Below are 24,548 nucleotides of genomic sequence, written 5' to 3'. Positions count from 1 at the left end.
TCCTGACATTACTCTGGATTGAGGGTGATTTCTTATGATAGTAGAAGAAATTATGAAAACAGATGTTGCAACACTATTTCCGACTGATACCATTGCAGATGCTATGAAAGTAATGGAGACACGAAAAATCCGTCATATCCCAATCGTTAATGATGAAGGGCATTTGGTTGGCTTGGTTACTGTAGCAAAAATACAGGAGGCCACCCCATCCATTTTTCATGCCAATGAACATCCTGAAGATTTGAAAAAATCACTTGCGACGATCATGGAGCAAAATATCATAACAGGGCATCCACTTGATTTTGTAGAAGAGGTGGCGGGACTTTTCTATGAACACAAGATCAGCTGTATCCCCATCATAAATGATAGGAAACTAGTGGGAATTGTAACTGAAACGGATTTGCTGCGCACAATGGTTGAGCTAACTGGTGCCCATCAGCCGGGTTCACAAATCGAAATTAAGGTACCTAACCTTGCAGGTGTACTTAGTGATATTACTACTGTTATCAAAAGACGGAAGGCGAACATTCTAAGTGTCCTTGTTTATCCGGATAAAACGGATGATCATTTTAAAATTCTAGTGATTAGGGTTCAAACCATGAACCCGACGGCACTTATTCAGGAACTTAATCAAGCAGGACATCATGTCCTATGGCCAAATCTTCCGGGGATTTCCCAATGAGTGATCGCTGCTCCTTTGTTTTTTCAGAAGAACTGCTGAACTATAAATTCAGCAGTCATCATCCTTTTAATCAATTCCGGCTTAAATTAACAGTAGACCTATTAAATAAACTGAATGCACTAGATCCTGAACAGGTGATTCCGCCTAAAATGGCATCTGAAGAAGAGCTGTCCCTAATTCATGACAGTAGTTACATAGAAGCGGTGAAAAAAGCAGGACAGGGACAACTACCGAAGGAAATAGCTGAAAATTATGGGTTAGGTACAGAAGATACCCCGATTTTTCCTAATATGCATGAAGCAAGTTCCTTATTGGTTGGCGGTACATTAACAGCTGTGGATCAAGTGATGACTGGTAAGTCCCTCCATGCTCTCCATCTTGGTGGAGGATTGCATCATGGCTTTCGCGGCAAAGCATCCGGATTTTGCATATATAATGATAGTTCAGTAGCCATTAAGTATTTACAGGAAAAATACCATGCACGCGTGTTATATGTGGATACGGATGCCCATCACGGTGATGGTGTTCAATGGTCATTTTATGATGACCCTACTGTATGTACCTTATCGATTCATGAGACCGGGAGATATTTGTTTCCGGGCACAGGAAATCTAAATGAGCGGGGACAAGGGAAAGGCTATGGCTATTCCTTTAATATCCCTGTCGATGCTTTTACCGAAGATGAATCATGGCTGCATGCCTACACACAATCCATTAAGGATGTGGCTGCCTTTTTTAAACCGGATGTTATTCTGACTCAAAATGGTGCCGATTCACATTATTACGATCCATTAACGCATTTATCAGCAACAATGAATATCTACCGGGAAATACCAAAAGTTGCCCATGAAATTGCCCATCAATATTGCAATGGGAAGTGGATTGCAGTTGGTGGCGGCGGGTATGACATCTGGAGAGTAGTCCCAAGGGCGTGGGCACTTATTTGGCTCGAAATGACGGAAAACTCAAATTGTTATGGCAGATTACCGGAGGCTTGGCTCAATCAGTGGCAAAAAGAATCACCGGTTACATTACCAAAAGAATGGGACGACCCTGAGGATTTATATACTCCAATCCCAAGAAAAGCGGAAATTACCGAAAAAAACTTACTGACGCTTGAAAAGGCACTATATCCGATTCGTAATCAGCAAAAAAGTGAATCAATGTAAAAAAGGCTGCCGTATTGGCAGCCTTTTTTGGTTATTTTGTTGATTGCCTGTGTTCAATCCGATGTGGAAGAACCACACTATTTTCTTCCGTTTTTTCTTTATTCATTAATTTGGTTAAGAGTCGCATGGCAACAGCCCCCATGTCATATAAAGGTTGTACAATCGTGGTAAGCTGTGGACGTACCATCAGTGCCAGTCTTGTATTATCTGAGGTGATGATCTCAAAATCCTTAGGAACATTAAAGCCCTTGTCCTCTGCACCATGAACGACTCCCAGAGCCATTTCATCTGAACCCACTAAAATAGCAGTTGGTCTTTCAGTAGCTTCCAGTAATTTTTCTATAGCTTCAATCCCGGAGTCGTACGTATAATCCCCTTCAAAAAGTAGCTCTTCATTAAAGGGGAGGCCGGCTTCCACAAGCGCACGCTGATAGCCTTTTAATTTTTTCTGGGCATTTTTTGGCTCATGAAGCGGTCCAACCACAAAGGCAATCTGTTTATGACCTTTTTCAATGAACTCTTTGGTCGAATCATAAACGGCAGCCTCATAATCGATATTGACAGATGGAATTTGATTTGATTCTTCAATAGAGCCAGCTAAAACAATTGGCACCGGTGATTTTTCAAATTCCGCCACATGGTCAGCACTAATATTTCCACCCATAAATACAATTCCATCAACTTGTTTTCCAAGCATGGTATTCAGCAAGTGTAATTCCTTCTCTTTGTTTTGGTCGGAATTGCTTAAAATAATATTGTATTTATACATGGTGGCGATATCTTCAATACCGCGTGCTAATTCAGCGAAAAAGATATTTGAAATATCAGGAATGATCACACCCACAGTAGTGGTTTTCTTACTTGCTAATCCTCTTGCTACTGCATTTGGCCGATAGCCTAATCTTTCAATAACCTCTAACACCTTTTTACGGGTTACCGGTTTTACATTTGGATTTCCATTAACAACACGGGAAACCGTTGCCATTGATACATTTGCTTCCCTTGCCACATCATAAATAGTGATATTCACTTAAAACACTCTCCTAAAACGTACATTGTTTTTCTTTATTTTACAACAGCTTGAATAAACTTAGTCATGAAATGTATGTGATAAGTTAAACAATCTTAACATGTACTTAATGATACGACAAGAATAGTAAAGCCGCAATTGCATTTGTCAATTATTTTTTAAAAATACCTCTTTTTCATGAAAAAACCTTCTGCAAAGGCTGCAGAAGGTTTTTTCGGAAAATAGCTAAATTAAAGCTTAACAAAGTTGGATGCAAGCAATTCACTAAAGAAATGGTCAAATTGATCAAGATTCATTTGTTGTTGCGCATCAGATAGGGCAACTGCAGGATCTGGATGAACTTCAGCCATTACTCCGTCAGCACCGATGGCAATAGCAGCCTTCGCACATGGAAGCAGTAAATCTCTTCTGCCGGTGGAGTGCGTAACATCTACCATAACCGGTAAATGTGTTTCTTGTTTTAAAATAGGAACGGCAGATATATCCAGTGTATTCCTTGTTGCGCGTTCGTAGGTTCTAATTCCACGCTCACACAGAATAATTTGTCCGTTTCCTTGTGCCATTATATATTCTGCAGCATTAATAAATTCTTCTATCGTTGCTGAAATTCCCCTTTTTAACAAGACTGGCTTTTTCACCGCACCGGCGGCTTTTAATAGTTCAAAGTTCTGCATATTGCGGGCACCAATTTGAATGACGTCAATATAGTCGCAGGCCATTTCAATATCAGCCGGGTTTACAATTTCACTGATGACAGCCATATCAAACTCATCTGCTACACGTTTTAAAATTTTCAGTCCCTCTACGCCCAACCCTTGGAAATCATATGGAGAGGTTCTTGGTTTATAAGCACCCCCGCGAAGTAGCTTTAACCCTTTTTCCTTCATTGCTTTTGCCACTGTTGCTACCTGCTCATAGGACTCAACCGCACAAGGGCCAAAGACGAAATGCTGCTTTCCATCGCCAATCGTTTCGCCTTTTAGATTCACAATCGTATTTTCAGGCTTTTTCTTCCTCGAGACAAGCAATGCTTTTTCATGGTCATCTTTTTGTAAATCTAATCCTGCTTTAAATATTTCTTTGAAAAGATGGTCAATAGTTGAATTCTCAAATGGTCCATCATTATGCTCTTTAATCACTTCAAGCATTTTTCTTTCACGGACTGGGTCATAACGGTATACCCCTTGATTTCCTTTAACCTGCCCTATCTCTTGAACAAGCTGCGCTCTCTCGTTAATAATCTTCAACAATTCTAAGTTTAGTTCATCAACCCGCGTTCTCAATTGATCCAATTCATTATTAGCCATTATTGATCCCCGTCCTTTCTCCCCGCAAATCATTATATCCAGAAATATTAAGTAGTATTTTCCGCCATTAACGAATGATTTACAAGCTCTAAGTGTTAAATTTTAAAAATTTTAATAATTAGGCTTTATTATAGCTGAAATGGTTTCCTTTGTCATCTCTTTTTTCTTTAATAATTAAACGCTTTTAAGCACTAAAGTAAAATGATATAATAGCTTATTTTATGTGAAAGAATCTCAATATGTTCGTTTTTTCAATAAATAAAAGGATGAACGATTCATCCTTTTTGTCATTCAATCGTTATTCCTTCTCACTGCCTGCATTTCCCAAAGAACGACTGGTAATTTTCCAGTGTGAAGCGTTCCATTCCACTTTCCCATTTGCAAAAAGAAAAGCTTGTGGTGATTCGTGCTTAATCTGAAATCTCTCTGCGACCTCATTTGATAGTGGGCGTGAATCTTGAACGGCTAAATAATAGGTTGGTACATTCTGATTTTCATTCGCAAATTTTTCATACTCCTTGTATGCTGCATGGCTGATTGGACATGTTAAACTATGCTTTAAGAGATAAAATTTGCTTTCATTTGTTAGCAATTGATCAAATTGTTCAATGGATTCAATTTTCTTAAGCATTTATACACCCTCCAGTTGAAAAGCGGAAGCGCCTTGATCAGGGGTTTATGGCCCCGATCCCCTAGGCGCTGGAGCTAGACATAAAATTAGTAAACGGTGAAGTCATTTTATCACTTCACCGTTTTTATCACAAATAATTAAATTTTAACCTTGCTTTCCTCTTCGTCAAACGCCTTTTGCGCTGCCTCTAATTTTTTTCTGATCTCACTGCTGTCTACTGATTTAATTTCAATTGAATTTTTAGCGGGACGATTTTCGTTTGGAGAATGAATGGGAATATAGTTTACTTCCGATTCCACCGCTTTTTCTTTTGGATTTTCGTATTTTCCTTTTACTTTACTGATTAACTCGTTGGATTGCTGAACAAGTTCTTGGGATAGGGATGACGTTTTACCCTTAAGCGTTCCTGCTGAACCGCTCAATGTACCCCTGAGCTCCTTTCCTGTCTTCGGAGCCAAGAGAAATGCCGCTGCGGCTCCAAGCACACCGCCGATTAATGCACCTAGTAAAAAGCTATTAGAAGACTCCTCATTGCGGCCCTGACTCGTTTCTCGTGATTCATATTCTCTACTGGACATGTTATAACCTCCTTTATTTAGTGAGCTCTAACCTTCTGTCTTTCCTCTGTGCTACCTTCCGCCTTTGATTGCTTTCTTGCCTGCCACTTATCCTTTAATTCAAGAAAAATATTACTCCATTGAACAAGTTGCGAGATTTTCTCCTTACTCTCTTCTACCTGTTGATCAACTGTATTAGTAATATTCTTAAGTGTTCCATTAAATTGGGAGACTGTTGTTCCCACATCTTTTACCGCTTCCACTACACTATTTAACCGTTCGGATTTTTGCTGAATATCGTCGGCAAGGGCATTGGTCTTTTGTAAAAGTACCGTGGTTTCTGTTGTCACGCCGTCTAATTGTTTTTCTAAACCAGTCAATGTGTTTGAAACACTTGTAAGTGTACCTTGTAGTGATTTAAGCGTTTTTGATAAGTAGATGACAAGCACCAAAAAAGCAATGGCTATCAAGGCTACGCTTAAGTATAAAATAATTTCCATCGTGCACCTCCGTAGTAACTATCCATATGTATTACCCATCCATTACGGATATAAACCTCGTTCATTATCTTATACTACTTCCCTATTTTTGTCTTGTTTTCCTGCCATTTATTAAAAAATTTGCCAATACTATTTGTTGTTAGTTCAACTTTCCCTACCCGTTCGGGTACAATAGATGTGTATGGTCATATATTTTTGATGGAGGCGTTAGTGTGAAAGATCCTCGTATAGAGAAACTGGCTAAAAATTTAATCAATTATTCGGTGCAGCTCCAAAAAGGCGAAAAGGTATTAATTGAAAACTTCGGATTGCAGCGTGAACTTGTTACTGCACTCGTGAAAGAGGCATATGCAGCAGGGGGATCGCCCTTCGTACTGCTAAAAGATCATCAGGTCGACCGCTCTTTGCTATTAGGCGCACAGGAAGAGCAATTTGGCATGATCGCTGAATTCGAGGCAAATGTCATGAGTAAAATGGATGCATACATAGGATTGCGCTCAGGAGATAACATCAATGAACAGGCTGATGTCCCGGATGAAAAAATGAAAATCCACGGGAATACAATCGGCAAAAAGGTCCACCGAGATATCCGCGTTCCAAAAACGAAATGGGTGGTGCTACGATATCCAACCTCAAATATGGCGCAATTAGCCAAAATGAGCACAGAGTCGTTTGAAAACTTCTACTTTGATGTATGTAACCTGGATTACAGCAAAATGGATCAGGCCATGGACGGCCTTGTTGAACTGATGAACAAAACAGACAAGGTTCGCATCACAGGCCCTGGGACAGACCTTAGCTTCTCAATAAAGGATATCCCAGCCATTAAGTGTGCGGGACGGCTAAATATCCCTGACGGTGAGGTTTACACTGCCCCTGTTCGTAACTCAGTTAACGGAGTGGTAACGTATAATACACCATCCCCCTATCAAGGTTTTACGTTTGAAAATGTGAAGCTAACATTTAAGGATGGAAAAATTGTTGAGGCCGTGTCGAACGACACGGATAGGATTAATAAAGTATTTGATACCGATGAAGGGGCCCGCTATGTTGGGGAATTCGCCATTGGCGTAAATCCATTTATCCTAACCCCTATGCAGGACATTTTGTTCGATGAAAAAATTGCCGGCAGTTTCCACTTCACACCTGGGCAATGTTATGATGATGCTTTTAATGATAACCATTCTAATATTCACTGGGATATGGTCAATATTCAGCGACCAGAGTACGGCGGCGGAGAAATCTATTTTGATGATGTATTAATTCGAAAAGATGGATTATTTGTAATATCGGAGCTAGAAGTATTAAACCCGGATAATCTCAAATAAGTAAAAGGATGCCAACTAAACGCTGGCATCCTTCCTTTTTATAAAAGTTGTTTTTCATATGATTCCTGGAATTTTTGTATATCACCGGCGCCCATAAAAATAATCACACTGTTGTCAAATCCGTTTAATACGGAAGTGTTTTCTTCGGAAAGGATTTCAGCGCCCTCAATTTTATCTTGTAAATCTTTGATCGTCAGCTTCCCATGATTTTCTCTTGCTGATCCAAAAATTTCACATAAATACGTTTTATCTGCCTGCCGTAAGCTCTCCGCAAAATCCTCTAAAAATGCCTGTGTTCGTGTGAAAGTATGCGGCTGAAATACTGTAACAATTTTTCGGTCAGGATATTTCTGTTTTGCCGCCTCAATCGTTGCCTTAATTTCAGTCGGATGATGGGCATAATCGTCGATTAAGATTTGAGAACCAATTCTTTTTTCAGAAAACCTTCTTTTGACACCTTGGAACGTTTGTAAGTTCTCTTTCACCACTTCTACCTTAATTTCTTCGTAATGACATAAACCAATGACTGCAAGTGCATTCAGTACACTATGATCGCCGAAGGTTGGGATTGAAAATGTGTCATAGAAGGTATTACGGATAAAGACATCAAAGCTTGTTCCATGTGTGGTTTTCACAAGATTTTTAGCTTGATAATCGTTTTCTTCGCCAAATCCATAAAATAAAACCGGAACCTTGGCCTGGATTTTTTGCAGCTGTTCGTCATCCCCATAAGCAAAAATTCCTTTTTTCACCTGAACAGCCATCTCTTGAAAGGCGGAGAAGACATCATCAATATTGGCAAAATAGTCGGGATGGTCAAAATCAATATTCGTCATGATGGCATAGTCCGGAAAATACGATAGAAAGTGTCTTCTGTATTCACATGCCTCAAAGACAAAATACTCCGCCCCCTCTTCCCCTTTTCCTGTTCCATCGCCGATTAAAAAGGAAGTAGGCTTTGCCCCTGCAATGGTATGGGCCAGGAGGCCTGTGGTAGACGTTTTTCCGTGTGCACCTGTAATGGCGATACTAGTAAAATTTTGCATAAAGTCGCCTAAAAAGCGATGGTACCGAACTATAGGAAGGCCAAGCTTCATAGCCTCTTGAATTTCTTCATGGGTATCAGGAAACGCATTTCCTGCAATTATGGTCAATCCCGGCTTAATATTTTCCTTTTGGAAGGGAAGAATCGTGATCCCCGATTTTTCAAGGGCATCTTGGGTAAAAAAGTGCTTTTCGACATCGGAGCCTTGCACCTGAAATTTCATATCATGCAGAACTTGTGCAAGTGCACTCATTCCAGACCCCTTAATACCTACAAAATGGTAAATAGTCATAGAAGAACCTCCAACCAAACGTAATACTGTAAAACAGTATATGACATCTGTCTGTATTTGCTAATTGTCTTTTAGAATCTAAGAAACGTATCGATTAATTATTACTTGAATGAAAACCATTTAGTTATTATACCACTGTTCTTTTGTAAAAACTATTTGCATTCTAATATTTTATATGGGCAAGACCGTTCTCCAGTATATTATTTGTCCCGGAAAATAAAGAATGCGACAGGTTACGAAAATGTACTAATCCTGCATTGTCTCTAGATCAGCTTCCGTTATTAATACATCACGCGGCTTGCTGCCATTCGCCCCGGTAATATATCCGTTTTGTTCAAGCATATCCATTAATCTGGCTGCCCGGTTATAGCCAATTTTGAAGCGCCTTTGTAAGCTTGAAGTGGATGCACCACCTTGATCGACGATAAACTCACACGCCTCATAGAAAAGCTCATCTTCTTCTTCCATTACCTGTGCCTTTTTAAGCAATTCTTCCTGTTCAAACAAATACTCAGGCTCCCGTTGCTCTTTTACATGGGCAACGACAAGATCAATTTCTTCATCCGATACGAACGTACCTTGGAGGCGTACAGGTTTGGAGGAGCCATTTTCTAAAAATAACATGTCGCCTCGTCCAAGCAATTTCTCTGCACCGCTAATATCGATAATCGTGCGCGAATCTACCTGTGAAGAAACGGAGAAGGCTACACGTGTCGGGATATTAGCTTTAATTAATCCTGTTATGACATCCACTGATGGTCTTTGTGTCGCAACAATTAAATGAATACCACAGGCTCTTGCTTTTTGGGCAATCCTGCAAATCGCCTCTTCGACATCTGCCGGCGACATCATCATCAAATCAGCTAACTCATCAATGATGATCACAATAAACGGCAGCTTATCAGAATAGCGCTTATGCTTCATCGCTAACTCATTAAAACGATTGATGTCACGGACCCCAGTATGGGCAAATAGTTCATACCGTCTCTCCATCTCATCCACAGCCCATTTTAATGCTGCTGTTGCTGCTTTCACATCCGTGATTACGGGACTGACTAAGTGTGGGATCCGGTTATAAGGTGCAAGCTCGACCATTTTCGGATCAATTAGTAATAGTTTTAAATCTTCCGGGCTTGCCTTATACAACAGACTAATCAAAATGGAGTTAATACATACACTCTTTCCTGATCCGGTCGCCCCGGCAATTAATCCATGCGGCATTTTTTTCAAATCGGTCACAATCGGTTTTCCAGCGATATCAAGTCCGAGCACAGCAGTTAAGGGTGAAGAGGATTCATGAAAAACGCTGCTCCGGATAATTTCGTTAATTAGTACTGGTCTTGATTTTTGATTTGGCACCTCAATCCCAATCGTATGTTTTCCGGGGATAGGAGCCTCAATTCGGATATCCCGTGCTGCAAGACTTAGTTTTATATCATCGCTTAAGTTGGTTATTTTATTTACTTTTACCCCAGGCTCCGGTTGGACCTCAAAGCGGGTGACGGAAGGCCCCTGTGTCACATTGACTACACTTGCACCGACATTAAAGTTTTTCAATGTTTGGTTTAACAGCTCTTCTTGTCCCTGTAACCACTCGTGGTCCCTGACCTCGGTTACAGGCGGGTTTAACAAACTAGATTCAGGGAGTACATATAGACCATCTTCCGAGAATATTTCAACTTCACTATTTCCTCTGGATTCCACTATTGGCTTTTCGATTGGAATAATCTCAGCATTTACCGCTGACTGCTGTTCTAATTCCCTTTTTCGCTTTTGTTCCAAGAATTCTTCCAATTCCTTTTTTCGCTTTTGTTCTAATTGCTCTTCCAATTCTCTTTTTCGCTTTTGTTCTAATTGCTCTTCCAATTCTCTTTTTCGCTTTTGTTCTAATTGCTCTTCCAATTCTCTTTTTCGCTTTTGTTCTAATTGCTGCTCAAGTTCCCTTTTGCGTTTTTGTTCTTCCCATTTTTGTTTGTCCTGCTTTAGCATCATTACGTTGAAAGGTAAACGCGACCGTTTTGGAGCTTGGGGTTCGGGGTCAGGGATGGCTGCATCTACGTCCTCCCTCTCCTCACTTTCAACTGCCAATTCCGCTTCCGGAGTGACAAACTTCACTTCAGTTACCGCTTCTTCTTTTTCTTCCATTGGTTTTGTAAACAAAACCTCAATCGGTTCTTCCTCGACAATAAATGGTTGATCATGTTGATTTTCAAACTCCTCATGTGAAAAGTGGCTTAACTCATGCTCCACAATTACATCGGACTTTTTAGGCCTGTTAAATCCAAAAACGGGCGAAGGAATCTCAGTAGGATGAAACGGCCCTCTGGTTTTTGGTGAAATTTCTTTTTTAGTTTTGGGGATTTCCTTTTTAACAACCCCTTCTTCTGAAGCTTCTGATTTTCTGCGTCTTTCACTAAGCTTCTCAGGTCTATTTGGCAGCAAGCGTTCCGGCTTTTCCTTTTGAAGCCTCTTTGGCGGAAGCAGCGAAGGATTACTGCCTTTAGGGTATTGATACGAAATTCTGGTATCTAAGTCTTTTAGACTATCATATTGAAATTGAGGCGAATGGGTATCCGGATAATGATTATGTATGGGGATATCGTTATATTCCTCTTCATCATCCTTTTTAAACTTTTGTAACAAATCGTGAATCCAACTCAAAACTATCACTCTTTCTACTTCTTCTATCATTCTATTTTATACAGTAATGCTTATTTTTTCGAGATAATTTTTGAGAATGAGTCGAAATATGCCCCATTTGGATATATCAGGAATAACTTTAAAGAAAAAAGACCACCTTTTGATGTGATCCTCATTCTCCTTCATTTTCACTTATTTTTACCTAAAATAAATATCGGTTCTAACTCTCCATCTTCATAGTAAAAGGACAAGGCAGTAATTGGCACACGTCCACTCGTAAAAAAGCTCATTGCCATTTGCGCAAGAACATCATAACCCCTGTCATTGCGAATATCCGCGATAATTAACACATCCTGATGCGGAACGGCAAGCACCATTTTACCAGTAATTCGTTTCTCCATCTCATTAAGAAATCCTTTATTTAATATCCTGCTGGCATCATATCCATCATTGGTATTAAGAAAGTAAAAGCTGTTCCCGGCAACTTGATCCTCTCTTAGTTCCGTTGACAGAGACCGAACATTAAACAAGGCAATTTCCTTAATTCTGCTGGCGTCCCATCCCTCTTTTTCCATGATCTTTGCGTCGATCATACGGTACGTTTTCCCCATGTCATATGCATAATAAATGTTTGTTTCCGCTGTATGTTTGTCAATCAAGAACGGAATACCTTCATCAGCCTCTCGCGGAAAAGACGCAGAGCGGATGACAGGAAAGATTTTTCTCTCGTGATCTGTTAACTGTATAGGATCCTCCATAGCGCGCAGACCCTCATCCACGTAATAGACAATCTCATCAATCGCCTTTTCTCCTTCTTCATCCCATTTTCCAATGACTCCCGGGATGGAAACGGTAATTCCTTTACCGATTACTTCACTTTCGATGCGGAGCTGATCCTTTTCACGATCATAGGAAAGTACTCTGTCTTTCCCAGCTAGGCGCGCTTCTAATTCACGACGCATTTTTTTGCTATCCATTTTCATATGTAACCCACCATTTCTAGGAGCTGTGTATCCTATTGTACATGAAAAAATCCCCTACTCAAAAGAAAGGGGATTTAGATTTCAAAATTACTTTAGACCAGAAATGAAGGCCTCGATTTCTTCTTGTGTTTTTCGGTCTTTACTAACAAAGCGGCCAAGCTCTTTTCCGTTTTCATACGCGATAAAGCTCGGAATTCCGTAAACATCTACTTGTTGGCATAAATCAATAAATTGATCACGATCCACATGAATAAACGTAAATTCAGTAAATTTTGCTTCTATTTCCGGCAGCGCCGGTTCGATAAAACGGCAATCACCGCACCATTTTGCTGAAAACATAAAGATTGTCTTTGATCCGCCCTTAAGTTGTTCAAATTGCTCCATTGACTCTAAGTTCTTCAAGTTCAACGCCTCCGATTTGCATGGTTGTTAGTTTCTTCTCAAATCATAGCAGTACTAAAGCATTTCCGTCCAATGATAAGCATCTCGTTTATTATTCCTTTGTTACTGTTGGATATTCTACGGAATTGACGATTTTCATCATTGATTTAGATTCTGCATCCAAGTCACTTGTTTTTATTTGAGTGGTTATTTTCGCACCACCAACACCGATGGTTACCTCATTCAAGCCGTCTTTCAACTGTTTAATTGTCAAAAAGCCAAATTTATTTTCTTTGTTTGTCAACGTTTCATCCATATCGAGCTTTTTATATTGTTCAATCGTTGATTGATAAACCACCTTGCTTGAAGAATCCTCCTGTGGATTAATAAATAAAATATAGGTGTCAGAGCCCTTTTGTAAAATAATATTATTGGATGATTGATCTTTAATGCTATAACCGGAAGGTAGATAAAAGTGGATTTTTCCACTTCTTTTATTGGGCTTGTTCACTTTTTCCGTAAACGTCTTTTTTACAGTTTTAATAGTGGCTTTACTTTCATCCTTAAACGAAGCATTATTGCACGCACTTAATAGCAGAATCGATAGCATGAAAATGATCATTGTTTTGGTTACTTTCAGATTTCCCGCCTCCTTGCATATGTAAAAAGTCCTATTTATATCATACCTTCCAGAATATTCAAAAGACAAGACTTTTGTCGATTATTGCTGTCGAAAAAATATGATTATCTCCGAAGTTGATTTTGCCGATAGCTATATTGTCCGACTAATAGCTTTGTTACATGTGTAAACATATCCATTCGATTAATCATTTCATTTGTAAAAATCCCAATTGCCCCTTCGTGCTTCCTCACATTTTCCTTCTTGGAATATTCATCCATAACCGGGCCGAGTTCATCCCCTGCCTTCAGTCTCTCTGCTACCTGCTCTGGAAGAAGAATTCTCGCTCCTCCGGCAATGATTGGCTCCATGTTGCGAGTTGCGAGCGCACCCCAGTTACATAGCAGCAATCCATGGCTTGTTTCATGAACACCACCCTCGAGTCCAATAGCTATATCGCCATTGCCTTGTTTTAACGCACCGACCGCGCGATTGATAGCTCCTTGGATGGTTTCCTCATCAGAAAATGGTTGTGCGTTTACTCCGGAGGGAATATCAATCGAAACAAACTCTGCTTCTTGGCCTTCAAAACTATTCTTTACTGCATTTATTTTAGCTGGATTCATTGACCCGATGATAATTTTCATGAAGCTATCTCCTTTTTTATCGCTAAAAAGGAGGCACGATAAGTGCCTCCTGCATGATTAGCTGTTTGATTTAATGGTGTTAACGGTTGTTTGGTCACAAGCTTTGACGAGTTTAACTAATAATTCTTTAGCGGCAGCGTAATCGTCCACATGAATCATGGAGGCATGTGTATGAATATACCGTGAACAAATACCGATGACCGCACTTGGAACGCCCTCATTGGATAAATGAACGCGGCCGGCGTCTGTTCCACCTTGGGAAACGAAATATTGATAGGGAATATGGTGTGTTTCTGCTGTATCAAGAACAAACTCGCGCATACCGCGATGTGTAACCATGGAACGGTCAAGAATACGAAGTAATGTTCCTTTGCCTAATTGACCAAATTCATTTTTATCTCCGGACATATCATTGGCCGGACTGGCATCCATAGCAAAAAAGATATCAGGCTTAATCATGTTGGCTGACGTTTGCGCACCGCGTAAACCAACTTCCTCTTGAACGGTTGCACCAGAATACAAAATGTTTGGCAATGTTTCATCTTTTAGTTCCTGGAGCAATTCGATCGCTAGGCCGCAGCCGTAACGGTTATCCCAAGCCTTTGCCATAATCTTCTTTGGATTTGCCATTGGTGTAAATGGACAAATTGGCAAGATTGCTTGACCAGGCTTGATACCAATCTGCAGGGCATCTTCACGATTGTCCGCACCAATATCGATCAGCATGTTTTTTACTTCCATTGGTTTGTTTTTCTTCGATTCATCTAAAAGATGCGGCGGAATCGAGCCCACCACGCCAACAACTGGGCCATTCTTGGTCATGACTTGTACGCGCTGGGCAAGGAGAACTTGACTCCACCAGCCCCCAAGCGGTTGAAAACGGAGCATCCCATTATCAGTGATGGCCGTTACCATGAAGCCAACTTCATCCATATGCCCTGCAGCCATGATGGTCGGGCCTTTTCCATTCCCTTTTTTCACCCCGAAAATACTTCCTAGATTATCTTGGACAATTTCATCTGAGTATTGAGATAATTGCTCTTTCATAAAATTTCTTACTAAATGCTCATTTCCTGGCGCACCGGGAAGCTCGGTTAACGTTTGAAAAAGTTTTAATGTTTGCTCGTTCATTTTTCAGGCTCCTTTTAAATTTTCTGAATTTGTATGTATAACTGTATTTTACAGAAACTTCGCGATTGTTACCAATAATTCATTTCGAACCCTGAAATATTCCCTTCTAACTGGTAAATACGCTATACTTAGATGTGTAATCTTTTCCAATTTGGGGGTGTGCTTATGAACTGGAAATCCTTTTTCCTTGGTGCTGCAGTTGGGCTAGCCGGTGGCTATGTAACCAAAGAAATCCTTGCTAAAAAAACAAATGTATCACCAGAAAAAGTGCTGGAACATGTTAAAAAACAATTTACGCAGAATGAACCCATCAGCGGCTCATGGATTCATATGGTTGCGGAGCCCTATGAAAAACAACAGATTAACTATCAGGTTTACAAAGGCGGCATTTCCAAAAATAAGAACGGAACTACTGAACAATTTGAATTCATTGCGGACGCACAAACAGGAACCTTATTGGATATTCGTCCAGTTACAGAAGAATTAGGATAAGAAACGAAATAGCCGCATTACTGTTTATACGGCTATTTTTCGTTTTACCTTATTCTTTTAATGCTCTCCACTATTTCTTTCCCATCAGGGCTCCATTTAACAGCTCGGTAATATGCATCATGGTAAAAGGTGAACCATGCATTCTTTTCTAAGCCCAATGGGAGCCATTTTTCCTTCGCCACAATGGAAGTCATTGGGTAATCGTCATAGGCCATGACCCACAGAACATTTTGATGGGCATGTGTCGCCATCAGGTCTGCCATGTGAATGGACATTTCGCCACCGTCCTCGATGAGTAGAATCGAATGGCCGTCACTATGCCCACCCGTATGAATCATCGTGATTGCTCCTAGGTTCCACTTTTCCTCAAAAGGAATCACTTGTGATTCAATGGCTTCCCAGTTTTCTTTCCAGTATGTATTTTTTGACCGAATATTGGGATTGCGCATTTCATCCCATTCCACTTGTGAGGCAATAATTTTCGCATTTGGGAAGGTGGAAACATAGTTACCATTGACAAGCTTTGTCAAGCCGCCCGCATGGTCAAAGTGCAAATGGGTCATTAATACATAATCAATGTTCTCAGCCTGTAAACCAACCCTTTCTAATGATTCCTCTAGCTCAGATTCCCTAGCAACGCCAAAATTTCTTAATTGTTTCTCGGATAATTTCCCTTTTCCAAGTCCTGCTTCCACTAATAGGTTTTTCCCATCCATCTGAATGAGAATTGGATCTGTAGGCAACTCTATTTGATTTTTTTCGTTAGCTGGATATTTTCTTGACCATAACCCTTTTGGAACAACCCCAAACATTGCACCGCCGTCTAAATTTGTAACCCCTCCGGATAACCATGTTAGGGTAATGTTCCCCACTTTTAACGTCTCCATTAAAATTCCTCCTCCCATTTTCTATATTTTAACATTGACTAACAAATTGGAGAAACAAAAAAGACAGCTCAACATGAGAACTGTCCTTTTTTGTTAGTTTTGATATTTAACCTCACAGCGATAAATCCGATTTCCTTGTTCCGAAAATTTCTCTTCGTATTCGGTCATGATATTTCCTTCATACTCACTCTTATGAAAATCGAGACTCACGTATTTTAATAATAAGCCATATGCAGAAAAACTCATCAATGAGTATTCGAATAAACCTTGATTATCAGTTTTAAAATGAATTTCGCCGCCATCGACCAGTATATCTTCATAAAGTTTTAAGAAATCTTTATAGGTTAATCTTCTTTTTTCATGACGGACCTTTGGCCAAGGATCTGAAAAATTCAAATAAACCCGGTCCACGTCATTTTTCGTAAAATATTTAGCTAAATCTGCCGCATTCACGTTTAAAAGTTTCAGATTTGGTAGATCAGCTTCAATTAATCGATCCAATGCCGCCACGATGACGCTGTCATATAATTCAATCCCCATATAATTAATGCCGGGATTAGCTCTTGCCATTTCGGTGATGAATTGCCCTTTTCCTGTACCGACTTCGATATGAAGAGGCTGCTCTTTTTCGAAAACCTCATGCCACTTCCCTTTACACTGTTCGGGGTTTGCGACAATATATTGCGGATGCTGCTCAATTTTCTCCTTTGCCCATGGCTTATGTCTAAGTCTCATTATGACACTCCTAATAAAAAATTATTGTTTAAAACGTAACACGCTACCTTTTTTCTTTCAAGTAAAACTAAATGGAAAAATGGTTCACGCATAAACTAAAAAAGAATTCACAACCTAACTGTGAATTCCTTTTTTCATTTCCACTTGAAAGGATGTGCTTTTATGCCATTAAGTCATGAACACCAAGTTACATTACTTAAAGATATCTTAACCAATCATCAATCAGATTGCTGCGGTTCGGTAGCTGAATGCGAGCAGCTCGAACGCTTAGTGAAGTCCCTCATGGTCAACACCCAAGTTGATCAGAATGTAAAAAGCATTCTGCAGGAGGTCTATCATTACGGCCAGCACGGCGCACAGACGGCTGATTTAGATCAGCATATTTTATCAAACCAAGATAACCTATCACAGTGGGTTAGTGATATTGGTCAATTGTCGTAGAAAAGCGGAAGCGCCCCTAAGCGCTGGATCTGGACATTTACTTAGACAATGTCGTTTAAAAACGTAATCCACTTATTCATTTCTTCCAAGCGGTTTTTATTTTTATACCACTGTATGGAAGATAGCGTTTGAATCGTCACATACCATTTCATTCTAAGCTTTAGATGATCTGTTAGCTCTTTACCGTATAGCTCGAGCCAATCCTGCCACTTTGCCTCAGGAATGTACCAATAAAGCAGTAATCCGAGGTCAATGGCTGGGTCGGCAATCATCGCCCCGTCCCAATCAATCAAGTACAGCTGGTTGTCTTCCGCAAGCAGCCAGTTGTTATGGTTGACATCTCCATGACAAACCACTTTTTCATCACAATAAATGTGGATTGCTTCCTTCTTTAAAAAATTCATCGCTTTTTGCGATTCAAGTAAGGAAAGTACCTCATCATCTAACTCTTTTACCACCGATTGTAGAATGGGCTCCGGATTTATTGGTGAATTTTCGATCCTACTTAACATTCCAAGCATGGGCTCAGAACAATGAATTTTTTTAAGCAATTTTGCAACATTCTCATGGTTCATTTCTGAGGGCTTTAACTCTCGGCCAGGAAGCCACTGTTGTGCTGTAATTACATCTCCATTTTCCAATCGTTTTGTCCACACAAGCTTCGGGACGATGCCCTCCGCGGAAAGTACTGCCAGGAATGGAGAGGAATTGCGCTTTAAAAAAAGCCTCTGATCTTCATATTCTGCATAAAAGGCTTCTCCTGTTTTGCCTCCAGCAGGGGTAATTTCCCACTCTTGTCCTAATAAATGTTCCAAAATTGCTCACCTTCAATTTATGCCGTTCTATTGGGCTTGTTCCTCCTAAATCGGAGGGTAAACCTGTGCTGCCGGAAGGATTTAGTCATACACCATTATACCAGTAGCTTTTTTTTGAAATAAAAAAAAAAGCTATTGAAACCATTGCACACAATAGCCATCTTACTAAATTTTATCTCCAATTGCCTTTTTTCGTCAAGTCATCTTGAAAAACTATTTTTTTAGCAAAACATTTAGCGAAATGGGATCCATCGTGTTCTCTCCCTCTTGAAGGACCGCTTTGGAAGAAATTCCCGCATTTTTTTGATTAACCAAAACAGACCATTCTCCATCAGGGAGGTGAATGATTTGTTTTATAGTGGAAGGATTAATGATGATGATGACTTCCTTATGATTCTTTTTGAAAAGGAAGCCAACTACCGGTGCAGGAAAAGATAATAGATGTATTTGACTGTGAATTTCTTTGGAAGTCCTCATTCTAAAACATGAAAATGTTTTTCGAATTTGAATAAGCCCCTTAATATATTCCACATTTTCTTTAAACTGACTTTTTCGATCCCAATCAAGCTGGTTAACCAAATCTGTGGAACGATAGCTATTTCCCTCTCCGAATTTGGTCCGAAAAAATTCTTGACCGCTATGAAGAAAGGGTATTCCCTGCGATAAAAGAACGATGCCTGTTGCAAGACGGTGGTATTTCATTCGTGTTTCCTCATCCACATCAGGAAAGCAGGCTTGAAGCTTATCCCAAAGTGTATGATTATCATGACATTCCACATAATTCACGGATTGGTAAGGCTCATTAAAGAGCCGAGTGCCTCGCTTTGTCAAACCAATACTACCCGTTATCACTTCTATGGCCGCATCCAAATGGTGATCATTTCCTAAAGCAAACCCCTTGTCAAATAGGTTAAAGGTGCTCCCTTTAATACTATCACGAAATTTATCGTTGAACTGGGCAATATCCGGCATTTTTGCTTGATTCCCAATTGTTGCCTTTTGATCCATAGGGAGTGGCGTGTTAAGGTTCCATCCTTCACCAATGATCAATGTACCTTCCTTAATACTCTCACACGTTTTTTTTACCTCGGTCATTGTCTCCACATCTAAAATCCCCATTAAATCAAAACGAAACCCGTCGATATGATATTCTTCCATCCAATAGCGAACGGAGTCAACAATATACTTTCTGACCATTTTTCGCTCTGACGCAATATCATTTCCGACACCAGTCCCGTTAGAAGGCAGCCCCACTTCATTGTGGCGAAAATAATAACCAGGGACTACCTTTTCAAAAGAAGATTTTTCACGAATGTAGACATGATTATAGACCACATCCATCATCACTCTGAGGCCAATCCTGTGAATCTGATCAATCAGTTCCTTCAATTCGGTAATTCTTGAATAAGGATTTTCCGGATCCGTTGCATAGCTGCCTTCGGGGGCATTAAAATGAAGGGGATTATATCCCCAATTATAATCTTTAGTAGGATGTAATTCATCGACACCGGCAAAATCATGGAAGGGAAGAAATTCAATATGGGTGATCCCCAGCTCTTTTAAATAGGATAATCCAGTAGGTTCGCCATCTTTTCCTTTCGTGTTCCATTCACCTGCCCCAAGATACAATCCCTTATTTCGGATACCACTATTCGGATGGATGGAAAAATCTCTTATATGCGTTTCATAAATAATCGCATCGACTGGGTGTTCGATTGGTGGTACGTCAGGTCTAGGCCTTGATGTTTTTTCGAGTTTTACAATAACTCCCTGCTCCCCATTTGCCGTTACCGCCTTCGCATATGGGTCTATCACTTCATGCCATTCATGATTAACTTGAACGAGAAAGCTATATCGATAAGCTTCTACATCTTGAGTAGTACTTACTGACCAAATGCCGCAATCCTCTCGTCTCATCTTGATGATTTCTGAATACTGGCCGGCTGCAGGACGATATTTTAATTTTACTCCAGTCGCTGTCGGGGCCCACAGCTTAAAACGGGTTTGATTGGTATGAAAGGTCACCCCGAGGTCCTGACCATCATAATAGAATTTTTCATCAAAAGAGTTGGTTCTAATTACGGCACCAATTTGCAAATCGGTTTTCTCGCCATGTTGATCAACGATCCAATATTGCTTGCCAAATGAAAAATCACCCTCAAATCGGCATATATATTTATGATTATGTTCAATTTCCAAACTTTTCAGGATCTCAAGTGGTATTTTCAAAGCATCAGCCGTCAAATAAAAAGCGGAAGACAAGCCGTTATGATATGAAAGGGGAAGAAGAATCGTAATGATATTCATCTCATCCAAGTAGGCAAGAAACTTCCTGTCAGCAGAAATCATTCGAATTCCTCTCCTTTAACTGAATTTCTTCTCTCTTGGGTCTTCTAGTTAACACTCCTAACACTTTGGGTTGAAGATGAATGGAGAGTGGTGTAAATCCGATATGTTCCCCATCTGCATGAGCATACAGGGCTGCCGGAGAATGAATCGAAATTACACTTCCTTTAAAGGTTTTGACCTCTTTAAAATGGGTATGCTTACCCCAGAAAACACTGATAAAAACGAGAAGCAACTTTAACCGCGATAATTGATGGACAACGGTAATATCAAAAAGTCCATCATCAGGCACAGCATTCGGGGCAATTTGCATTCCACCGCCATAAAAAGGCTGGTTGGAAACGGTCACAAACCATGTTTGTTCAAATATATGCTTATTCCCGTCAATTGATAAATCAATTGTTGATGTTTTGTAAGTAAATAGTTTTTTTAATAGAAAATAGACATAGACCAGCCTGCCTAGTGAAAGTTTATTAAGCAGTGCCTTCACCCGTGAATGGTTAACCTCATAGGAAATGACGGCATCAAATCCTGCCCCCATATTATTAATAAAGAAATGCTCATTCATATTCCCCGTCATTACTTTCCCAATATCGATGTGTACCGCCTCTTGCTTCATCAAGCGGAGAATGACTTGTAATGCTTCTACTGGATCAGCAGGTAATTGAAACCCTCTTGAAAAGTCATTTCCGGAGCCGCCGGGAATAAAGCCAAGTGTAATATTCTTTTCCTTAACGATTCCATTCATCACCTCGTGCATCGTTCCATCACCGCCAACGGCAATGATCAACTTTTGCTCTCGATTCTTAGTTGCCATTTGGCTGGCAAGGTGTTGAGCGTGTCCAGGATATTCGGTAAACACAGCGAGATAGGATAATTTTTCAATCCTTACTTGTTCTTCAATTCTCTCCCATATTTTAAGGCAGTAGCCATTTCTTGCTTTAGGATTCACAATAAAATAAATATGCTTCATAAAACCAACCTTTATGTTTGTAATGGAAATGTGGCGATTGCTTCATATTTTGGTGATTGCTTGAGATGTGTTTGATATAAAACGATTTCATTCGCTTGAAAGAATAAGGGTTCAGGCTGTAACTCATTCCATCGTTCTAATAACTTCTTTTGAAATGGCTCCGCCCCGTTCCACTTTCTTGCTAGTGTGATATGGGGCCTGAATGGCCTTGTTTCCAGTTGAAATCCCGCCCTCTCACAGGCTGAAAATACTTTATTTCTAATTGCTTTTAGCTCCGTACTTTCCTCCGTATCCACCCAAAATATACGCGGTGAATCTTCTTGACCGAAAATTCCCAGTTTGTTCATTTTCAATGGTATTGACCTTCCCTCTTTTAAGGTCTGTTTCACATTTTTTTCTGCCGCGGTTAGCCTTTTAGGATCAGCAGCACCCAGGAAGGCCAGCGTAATATGCAAATCTTGATGATGTACCCAACGGCTAAAAGGGAAGGTTTCCTTCATTTCTTCCATATGGTCTTTCATGATTCGTTTTGTTTCCTTAGGAATTCTTACCGCAAAGAAAAAATGAGTTCGTTGTTGTTCCATTGTATGGTTCAGTCCTTTCGTTCATTTTAGTCTATTTTCCCCAAATTGTATCTATTAGAAAACGATTATTTCCAACATAACCAAGGAAAAAGACGTGTTGCCCGATAACACGTCCTTTTCTAAAAATTGTCTATTCAGTTTTTTCCTAATTCATAAATAGCCTGAGCATAGATGGCCGTGGCTTTTAACAAGTCTTCAATATACATATATTCATCTTTTTGATGGGCGATATCTGGCCTTCCGGGAAATAATGGACCAAATGCGACTCCTGCTTTTAAGGAGCGGGCATACGTCCCGCCGCCAATTGCAATCAATTCTGCTTTTTCTCCTGTTTGTTCTTCATAAACCTTTTTTAAGGTTTGAATCAGGAATTCCTGTTCATCCACATGATGCGGTTTTGAATCAGAAAAGTTTTCAATCGAAAAACCCTCGTCTATCAAAAGTGCATCCAACTTTGCCTTGGTTTCTTCCATATTATTTGTTACGGGGTATCGGCATGTCATCCCAATACTGCCGCCAGTTTCAGTAGTAAAGCTAAGTTTTCCAGGATTAATCGTTAATTCTCCGGAAATCTCGTCCGAATAGGAAACCCCAAGATTCACACCCCTTGAATCATCAAAGAAATACCGGGAAAGGAATCGGAAATAATGAGCAGCATTTGCCTCTATCGCTTGTTTTGAAAGAAATTCCGCTAAAAACAACCCGGCATTTTTCCCATTTCTCGGCTCCATACCATGTGCAGAAACGCCAACAACTTCTAAAATTAGCTCCTCGTTTTGGATACGATAATTATATTCCAATTCAACTTTCTTCATGTAGGTAATAAATTGCTGTACCATTTCCTCTTTTTGTTCCTTTACAAGCAGGGTAGCCTTGGCATGATCCGGAACCATATTGTATCTTTTTCCAGAAACAAAACTTTCAATCTTAATACCTGTCACAGTTGCTCCTTCTTTTACTGAACCCGTCTGAACCATATCAAAATCAGCAATTCCTTTTTCCGCATTAATGATTGGGAAATCTGCATCAGGGGCGAATCCTACTGTTGGCATTTCTTCCTGCTGAAAATAATGCTCGACACAACGCCAATTGCTTTCTTCATCAGTTCCAATAATCATCCGGACGCGCTTTTTAAGCGGCAGGCCAAGTTCTTTAACAATTTTCATCGCATAATAGGCTGCCATTGTCGGCCCCTTGTCATCAAGCGCACCACGAGCGTAAATCTTTCCATCGCGAATTTCCGCTCCAAAGGGGTCACTTGTCCAGCCATCCCCTTCTGGCACCACATCTACATGGCAAAGGATTCCCAGTAGTTCTGTTCCCTCACCAAATTCGAGATGACCAGCAAGATTGCCTACATTTTTCGGCGTGAATCCATCCTTTTCCCCTAGTTGGAGCATGTAATCAAGTGCATCCTTCACCCCTTGTCCAAGTGGTGCTTCAGGTGAGGTATTTTCCTCGTCTAAAAGACTTTTAATATGTAATAATCCTTGTGTATCCTTAATTAATGAATCTTTTCTTTTTTCAACCTCACTCATCCAATTAATCTCTGTCATTTGAGTTACCTCCTATATCTATATACTCTTTTAACCATATCATTTCTCCACTAATCTTAGCAATTTAGCATGTGTAACGGATCGATTGAATATTTTGACTAAAAATTCAAATAATTTATCATAAACCAAACACCCTAAGCCATAACCTATAGTAAGAGAATGATAAAGGAGGCAATAATCCGAGTAAGTAATGGAAAATTGGAAGATTATTTTGCAAACTTTGCTATAGTGGTAGAAATTTTCAGAAATTATGGGTACAATAAGGTTAGATGTATGACATCTAAGTACTCACTCCATAAAAAAGGAGATGGCTGCGCGGAAAAGAAACTACATATTCTTGAAGAGTATTCTTCAAATAGGCTGTCGGTAGATGGATTAAGCCATAGGTTTGAAATTAGGATAGGGAGTGGTTCTTTGAAACCTTCAACTAACCGGATGTTAAACCGCATCAAATGTATCTACATGTTTATTCGCAATAACGGCACTGTCACGACCCAAGAACTTGTAGAGGAATTTGGTATCACTCCTCGCACCATACAACGAGATTTAAATGTCTTAGCCTATAATGACTTGGTCATAAGCCCAAGCCGCGGAAAATGGACGACAACACAAAAGAAAGTGAAGATGTCATCTTAACACAAAAATAGTAGTGATTTACCATAAAAAATGCACGCGTGAGCCAATCAGCGCGTGCTTTTATTTGTCTGAACAATTACCGCTTTTCCTGTAATGGGGAAAAATTAGTGATTTGCTTATATTCTTGTTCAGTAAGAATTC

The 24,548-nt window shown here is 40.0% G+C and carries 25 protein-coding genes; 6 read left to right on the top strand and 19 right to left on the bottom strand.

Features of this window, described 5'->3' with window-relative positions:
- Nucleotides 1-34 precede the first annotated feature (34 nt).
- Nucleotides 35-682 carry an acetoin utilization AcuB family protein gene (locus tag G6554_RS04175; protein ID WP_166239061.1) on the top strand — a complete coding sequence of 216 codons (648 nt, stop codon included), beginning with the start codon at nt 35-37 and terminating at the stop codon, nt 680-682.
- Nucleotides 679-1,851 (top strand): acetoin utilization protein AcuC, encoded by a 1,173-nt coding sequence (locus G6554_RS04170; RefSeq protein WP_166239059.1) that lies wholly within the window; start codon nt 679-681, stop codon nt 1,849-1,851. The genes G6554_RS04175 and G6554_RS04170 overlap by 4 nt, the downstream gene beginning before the upstream one ends.
- A 31-nt stretch (nt 1,852-1,882) precedes the next feature.
- On the opposite strand, the gene ccpA is transcribed toward G6554_RS04170, so the two are convergent.
- The 5 genes from ccpA to G6554_RS04145 all read right to left on the bottom strand — a co-directional run bounded on the left by ccpA (nt 1,883) and on the right by G6554_RS04145 (nt 5,876).
- On the bottom strand, nt 1,883-2,881 hold the full coding sequence (ccpA, locus tag G6554_RS04165; protein ID WP_166239057.1) for a catabolite control protein A: 999 nt from the start codon (nt 2,879-2,881) through the stop codon (nt 1,883-1,885).
- A 230-nt stretch (nt 2,882-3,111) separates the two neighbouring features.
- Complete coding sequence (locus G6554_RS04160; RefSeq protein ID WP_166239055.1) at nt 3,112-4,188, bottom strand: bifunctional 3-deoxy-7-phosphoheptulonate synthase/chorismate mutase; 1,077 nt, start codon at nt 4,186-4,188, stop codon at nt 3,112-3,114.
- A gap of 298 nt (nt 4,189-4,486) precedes the next feature.
- Entirely contained in the window at nt 4,487-4,819 is a 333-nt protein-coding gene (ytxJ, locus tag G6554_RS04155; RefSeq protein ID WP_166239053.1) for a bacillithiol system redox-active protein YtxJ, read from the bottom strand.
- Between the two features lie 137 nt (nt 4,820-4,956).
- Nucleotides 4,957-5,397, bottom strand: coding sequence for a YtxH domain-containing protein (locus G6554_RS04150; protein ID WP_166239051.1), 441 nt, complete (start codon nt 5,395-5,397; stop codon nt 4,957-4,959).
- A 17-nt stretch (nt 5,398-5,414) separates the two neighbouring features.
- Entirely contained in the window at nt 5,415-5,876 is a 462-nt protein-coding gene (locus G6554_RS04145; protein WP_166239049.1) for a DUF948 domain-containing protein, read from the bottom strand.
- Nucleotides 5,877-6,088: 212 nt separating this feature from the next.
- Between G6554_RS04145 and G6554_RS04140 the strand changes: the two genes are divergently transcribed.
- Nucleotides 6,089-7,204 carry an aminopeptidase gene (locus G6554_RS04140; RefSeq protein ID WP_166239047.1) on the top strand — a complete coding sequence of 372 codons (1,116 nt, stop codon included), beginning with the start codon at nt 6,089-6,091 and terminating at the stop codon, nt 7,202-7,204.
- 38 nt (nt 7,205-7,242) lie between these two features.
- On the opposite strand, the gene murC is transcribed toward G6554_RS04140, so the two are convergent.
- The 7 genes from murC to G6554_RS04105 all read right to left on the bottom strand — a co-directional run bounded on the left by murC (nt 7,243) and on the right by G6554_RS04105 (nt 14,942).
- Complete coding sequence (murC, locus tag G6554_RS04135) at nt 7,243-8,541, bottom strand: UDP-N-acetylmuramate--L-alanine ligase (protein ID WP_166239045.1); 1,299 nt, start codon at nt 8,539-8,541, stop codon at nt 7,243-7,245.
- A gap of 246 nt (nt 8,542-8,787) precedes the next feature.
- A complete protein-coding gene (locus G6554_RS04130; protein WP_242637797.1) occupies nt 8,788-11,202 on the bottom strand; it encodes a DNA translocase FtsK in 2,415 nt (804 codons plus the stop codon).
- A 167-nt stretch (nt 11,203-11,369) separates the two neighbouring features.
- Nucleotides 11,370-12,164, bottom strand: a complete 795-nt coding sequence (locus G6554_RS04125; protein ID WP_481747898.1) for a DUF1444 domain-containing protein — start codon at nt 12,162-12,164, stop codon at nt 11,370-11,372.
- An 87-nt stretch (nt 12,165-12,251) separates the two neighbouring features.
- Complete coding sequence (locus G6554_RS04120) at nt 12,252-12,566, bottom strand: thioredoxin family protein (protein WP_166239041.1); 315 nt, start codon at nt 12,564-12,566, stop codon at nt 12,252-12,254.
- Between the two features lie 91 nt (nt 12,567-12,657).
- Nucleotides 12,658-13,167, bottom strand: a complete 510-nt coding sequence (locus G6554_RS04115; protein WP_166239039.1) for a hypothetical protein — start codon at nt 13,165-13,167, stop codon at nt 12,658-12,660.
- 122 nt (nt 13,168-13,289) lie between these two features.
- Nucleotides 13,290-13,811, bottom strand: coding sequence for a DUF84 family protein (locus G6554_RS04110; RefSeq protein ID WP_166239037.1), 522 nt, complete (start codon nt 13,809-13,811; stop codon nt 13,290-13,292).
- A gap of 57 nt (nt 13,812-13,868) precedes the next feature.
- Nucleotides 13,869-14,942 (bottom strand): M42 family metallopeptidase, encoded by a 1,074-nt coding sequence (locus G6554_RS04105; protein ID WP_166239035.1) that lies wholly within the window; start codon nt 14,940-14,942, stop codon nt 13,869-13,871.
- A gap of 165 nt (nt 14,943-15,107) precedes the next feature.
- Between G6554_RS04105 and G6554_RS04100 the strand changes: the two genes are divergently transcribed.
- Nucleotides 15,108-15,434, top strand: coding sequence for a PepSY domain-containing protein (locus tag G6554_RS04100; protein WP_166239033.1), 327 nt, complete (start codon nt 15,108-15,110; stop codon nt 15,432-15,434).
- A gap of 44 nt (nt 15,435-15,478) precedes the next feature.
- On the opposite strand, the gene G6554_RS04095 is transcribed toward G6554_RS04100, so the two are convergent.
- Nucleotides 15,479-16,321: a YtnP family quorum-quenching lactonase gene (locus G6554_RS04095; RefSeq protein WP_166239031.1), complete on the bottom strand. Its 843-nt coding sequence runs from the start codon at nt 16,319-16,321 to the stop codon at nt 15,479-15,481.
- Nucleotides 16,322-16,414: 93 nt separating this feature from the next.
- Nucleotides 16,415-17,056 (bottom strand): tRNA (guanosine(46)-N7)-methyltransferase TrmB, encoded by a 642-nt coding sequence (gene trmB / locus G6554_RS04090; protein WP_166239029.1) that lies wholly within the window; start codon nt 17,054-17,056, stop codon nt 16,415-16,417.
- A gap of 162 nt (nt 17,057-17,218) precedes the next feature.
- On the opposite strand from trmB, the gene G6554_RS04085 reads away from it, so the two are divergent.
- On the top strand, nt 17,219-17,497 hold the full coding sequence (locus G6554_RS04085; RefSeq protein WP_166239027.1) for a YtzH-like family protein: 279 nt from the start codon (nt 17,219-17,221) through the stop codon (nt 17,495-17,497).
- A 41-nt stretch (nt 17,498-17,538) separates the two neighbouring features.
- Here the strand turns inward: G6554_RS04085 and G6554_RS04080 are convergent, their stop codons facing one another.
- From G6554_RS04080 to pepV, 5 genes are all read right to left on the bottom strand, one after another.
- The gene (locus G6554_RS04080) at nt 17,539-18,312 is read right to left on the bottom strand and encodes a phosphotransferase family protein (protein WP_166239025.1); all 774 of its coding nucleotides are present in this window, start codon (nt 18,310-18,312) and stop codon (nt 17,539-17,541) included.
- 213 nt (nt 18,313-18,525) lie between these two features.
- Entirely contained in the window at nt 18,526-20,661 is a 2,136-nt protein-coding gene (pulA, locus tag G6554_RS04075) for a type I pullulanase (RefSeq protein WP_166239023.1), read from the bottom strand.
- Entirely contained in the window at nt 20,648-21,631 is a 984-nt protein-coding gene (locus G6554_RS04070) for a diacylglycerol/lipid kinase family protein (protein WP_166239021.1), read from the bottom strand. Before G6554_RS04070 ends, pulA begins: the two co-directional genes overlap by 14 nt.
- Before the next feature lie 11 nt (nt 21,632-21,642).
- Complete coding sequence (thpR, locus tag G6554_RS04065; protein WP_166239019.1) at nt 21,643-22,215, bottom strand: RNA 2',3'-cyclic phosphodiesterase; 573 nt, start codon at nt 22,213-22,215, stop codon at nt 21,643-21,645.
- Between the two features lie 134 nt (nt 22,216-22,349).
- The gene (gene pepV / locus G6554_RS04060; RefSeq protein ID WP_166239017.1) at nt 22,350-23,771 is read right to left on the bottom strand and encodes a dipeptidase PepV; all 1,422 of its coding nucleotides are present in this window, start codon (nt 23,769-23,771) and stop codon (nt 22,350-22,352) included.
- A gap of 414 nt (nt 23,772-24,185) precedes the next feature.
- Between pepV and G6554_RS04055 the strand changes: the two genes are divergently transcribed.
- Nucleotides 24,186-24,407: a DeoR family transcriptional regulator gene (locus tag G6554_RS04055; RefSeq protein WP_007086548.1), complete on the top strand. Its 222-nt coding sequence runs from the start codon at nt 24,186-24,188 to the stop codon at nt 24,405-24,407.
- Nucleotides 24,408-24,548: the final 141 nt, after the last annotated feature.

The organism is Bacillus sp. MM2020_4, assembly GCF_011250555.1.
GTDB lineage: Bacteria > Bacillota > Bacilli > Bacillales > Cytobacillaceae > Neobacillus.
Note: the sequence above shows the minus strand (reverse complement) of the source record. Positions and strands in the feature narration are given on the sequence as shown.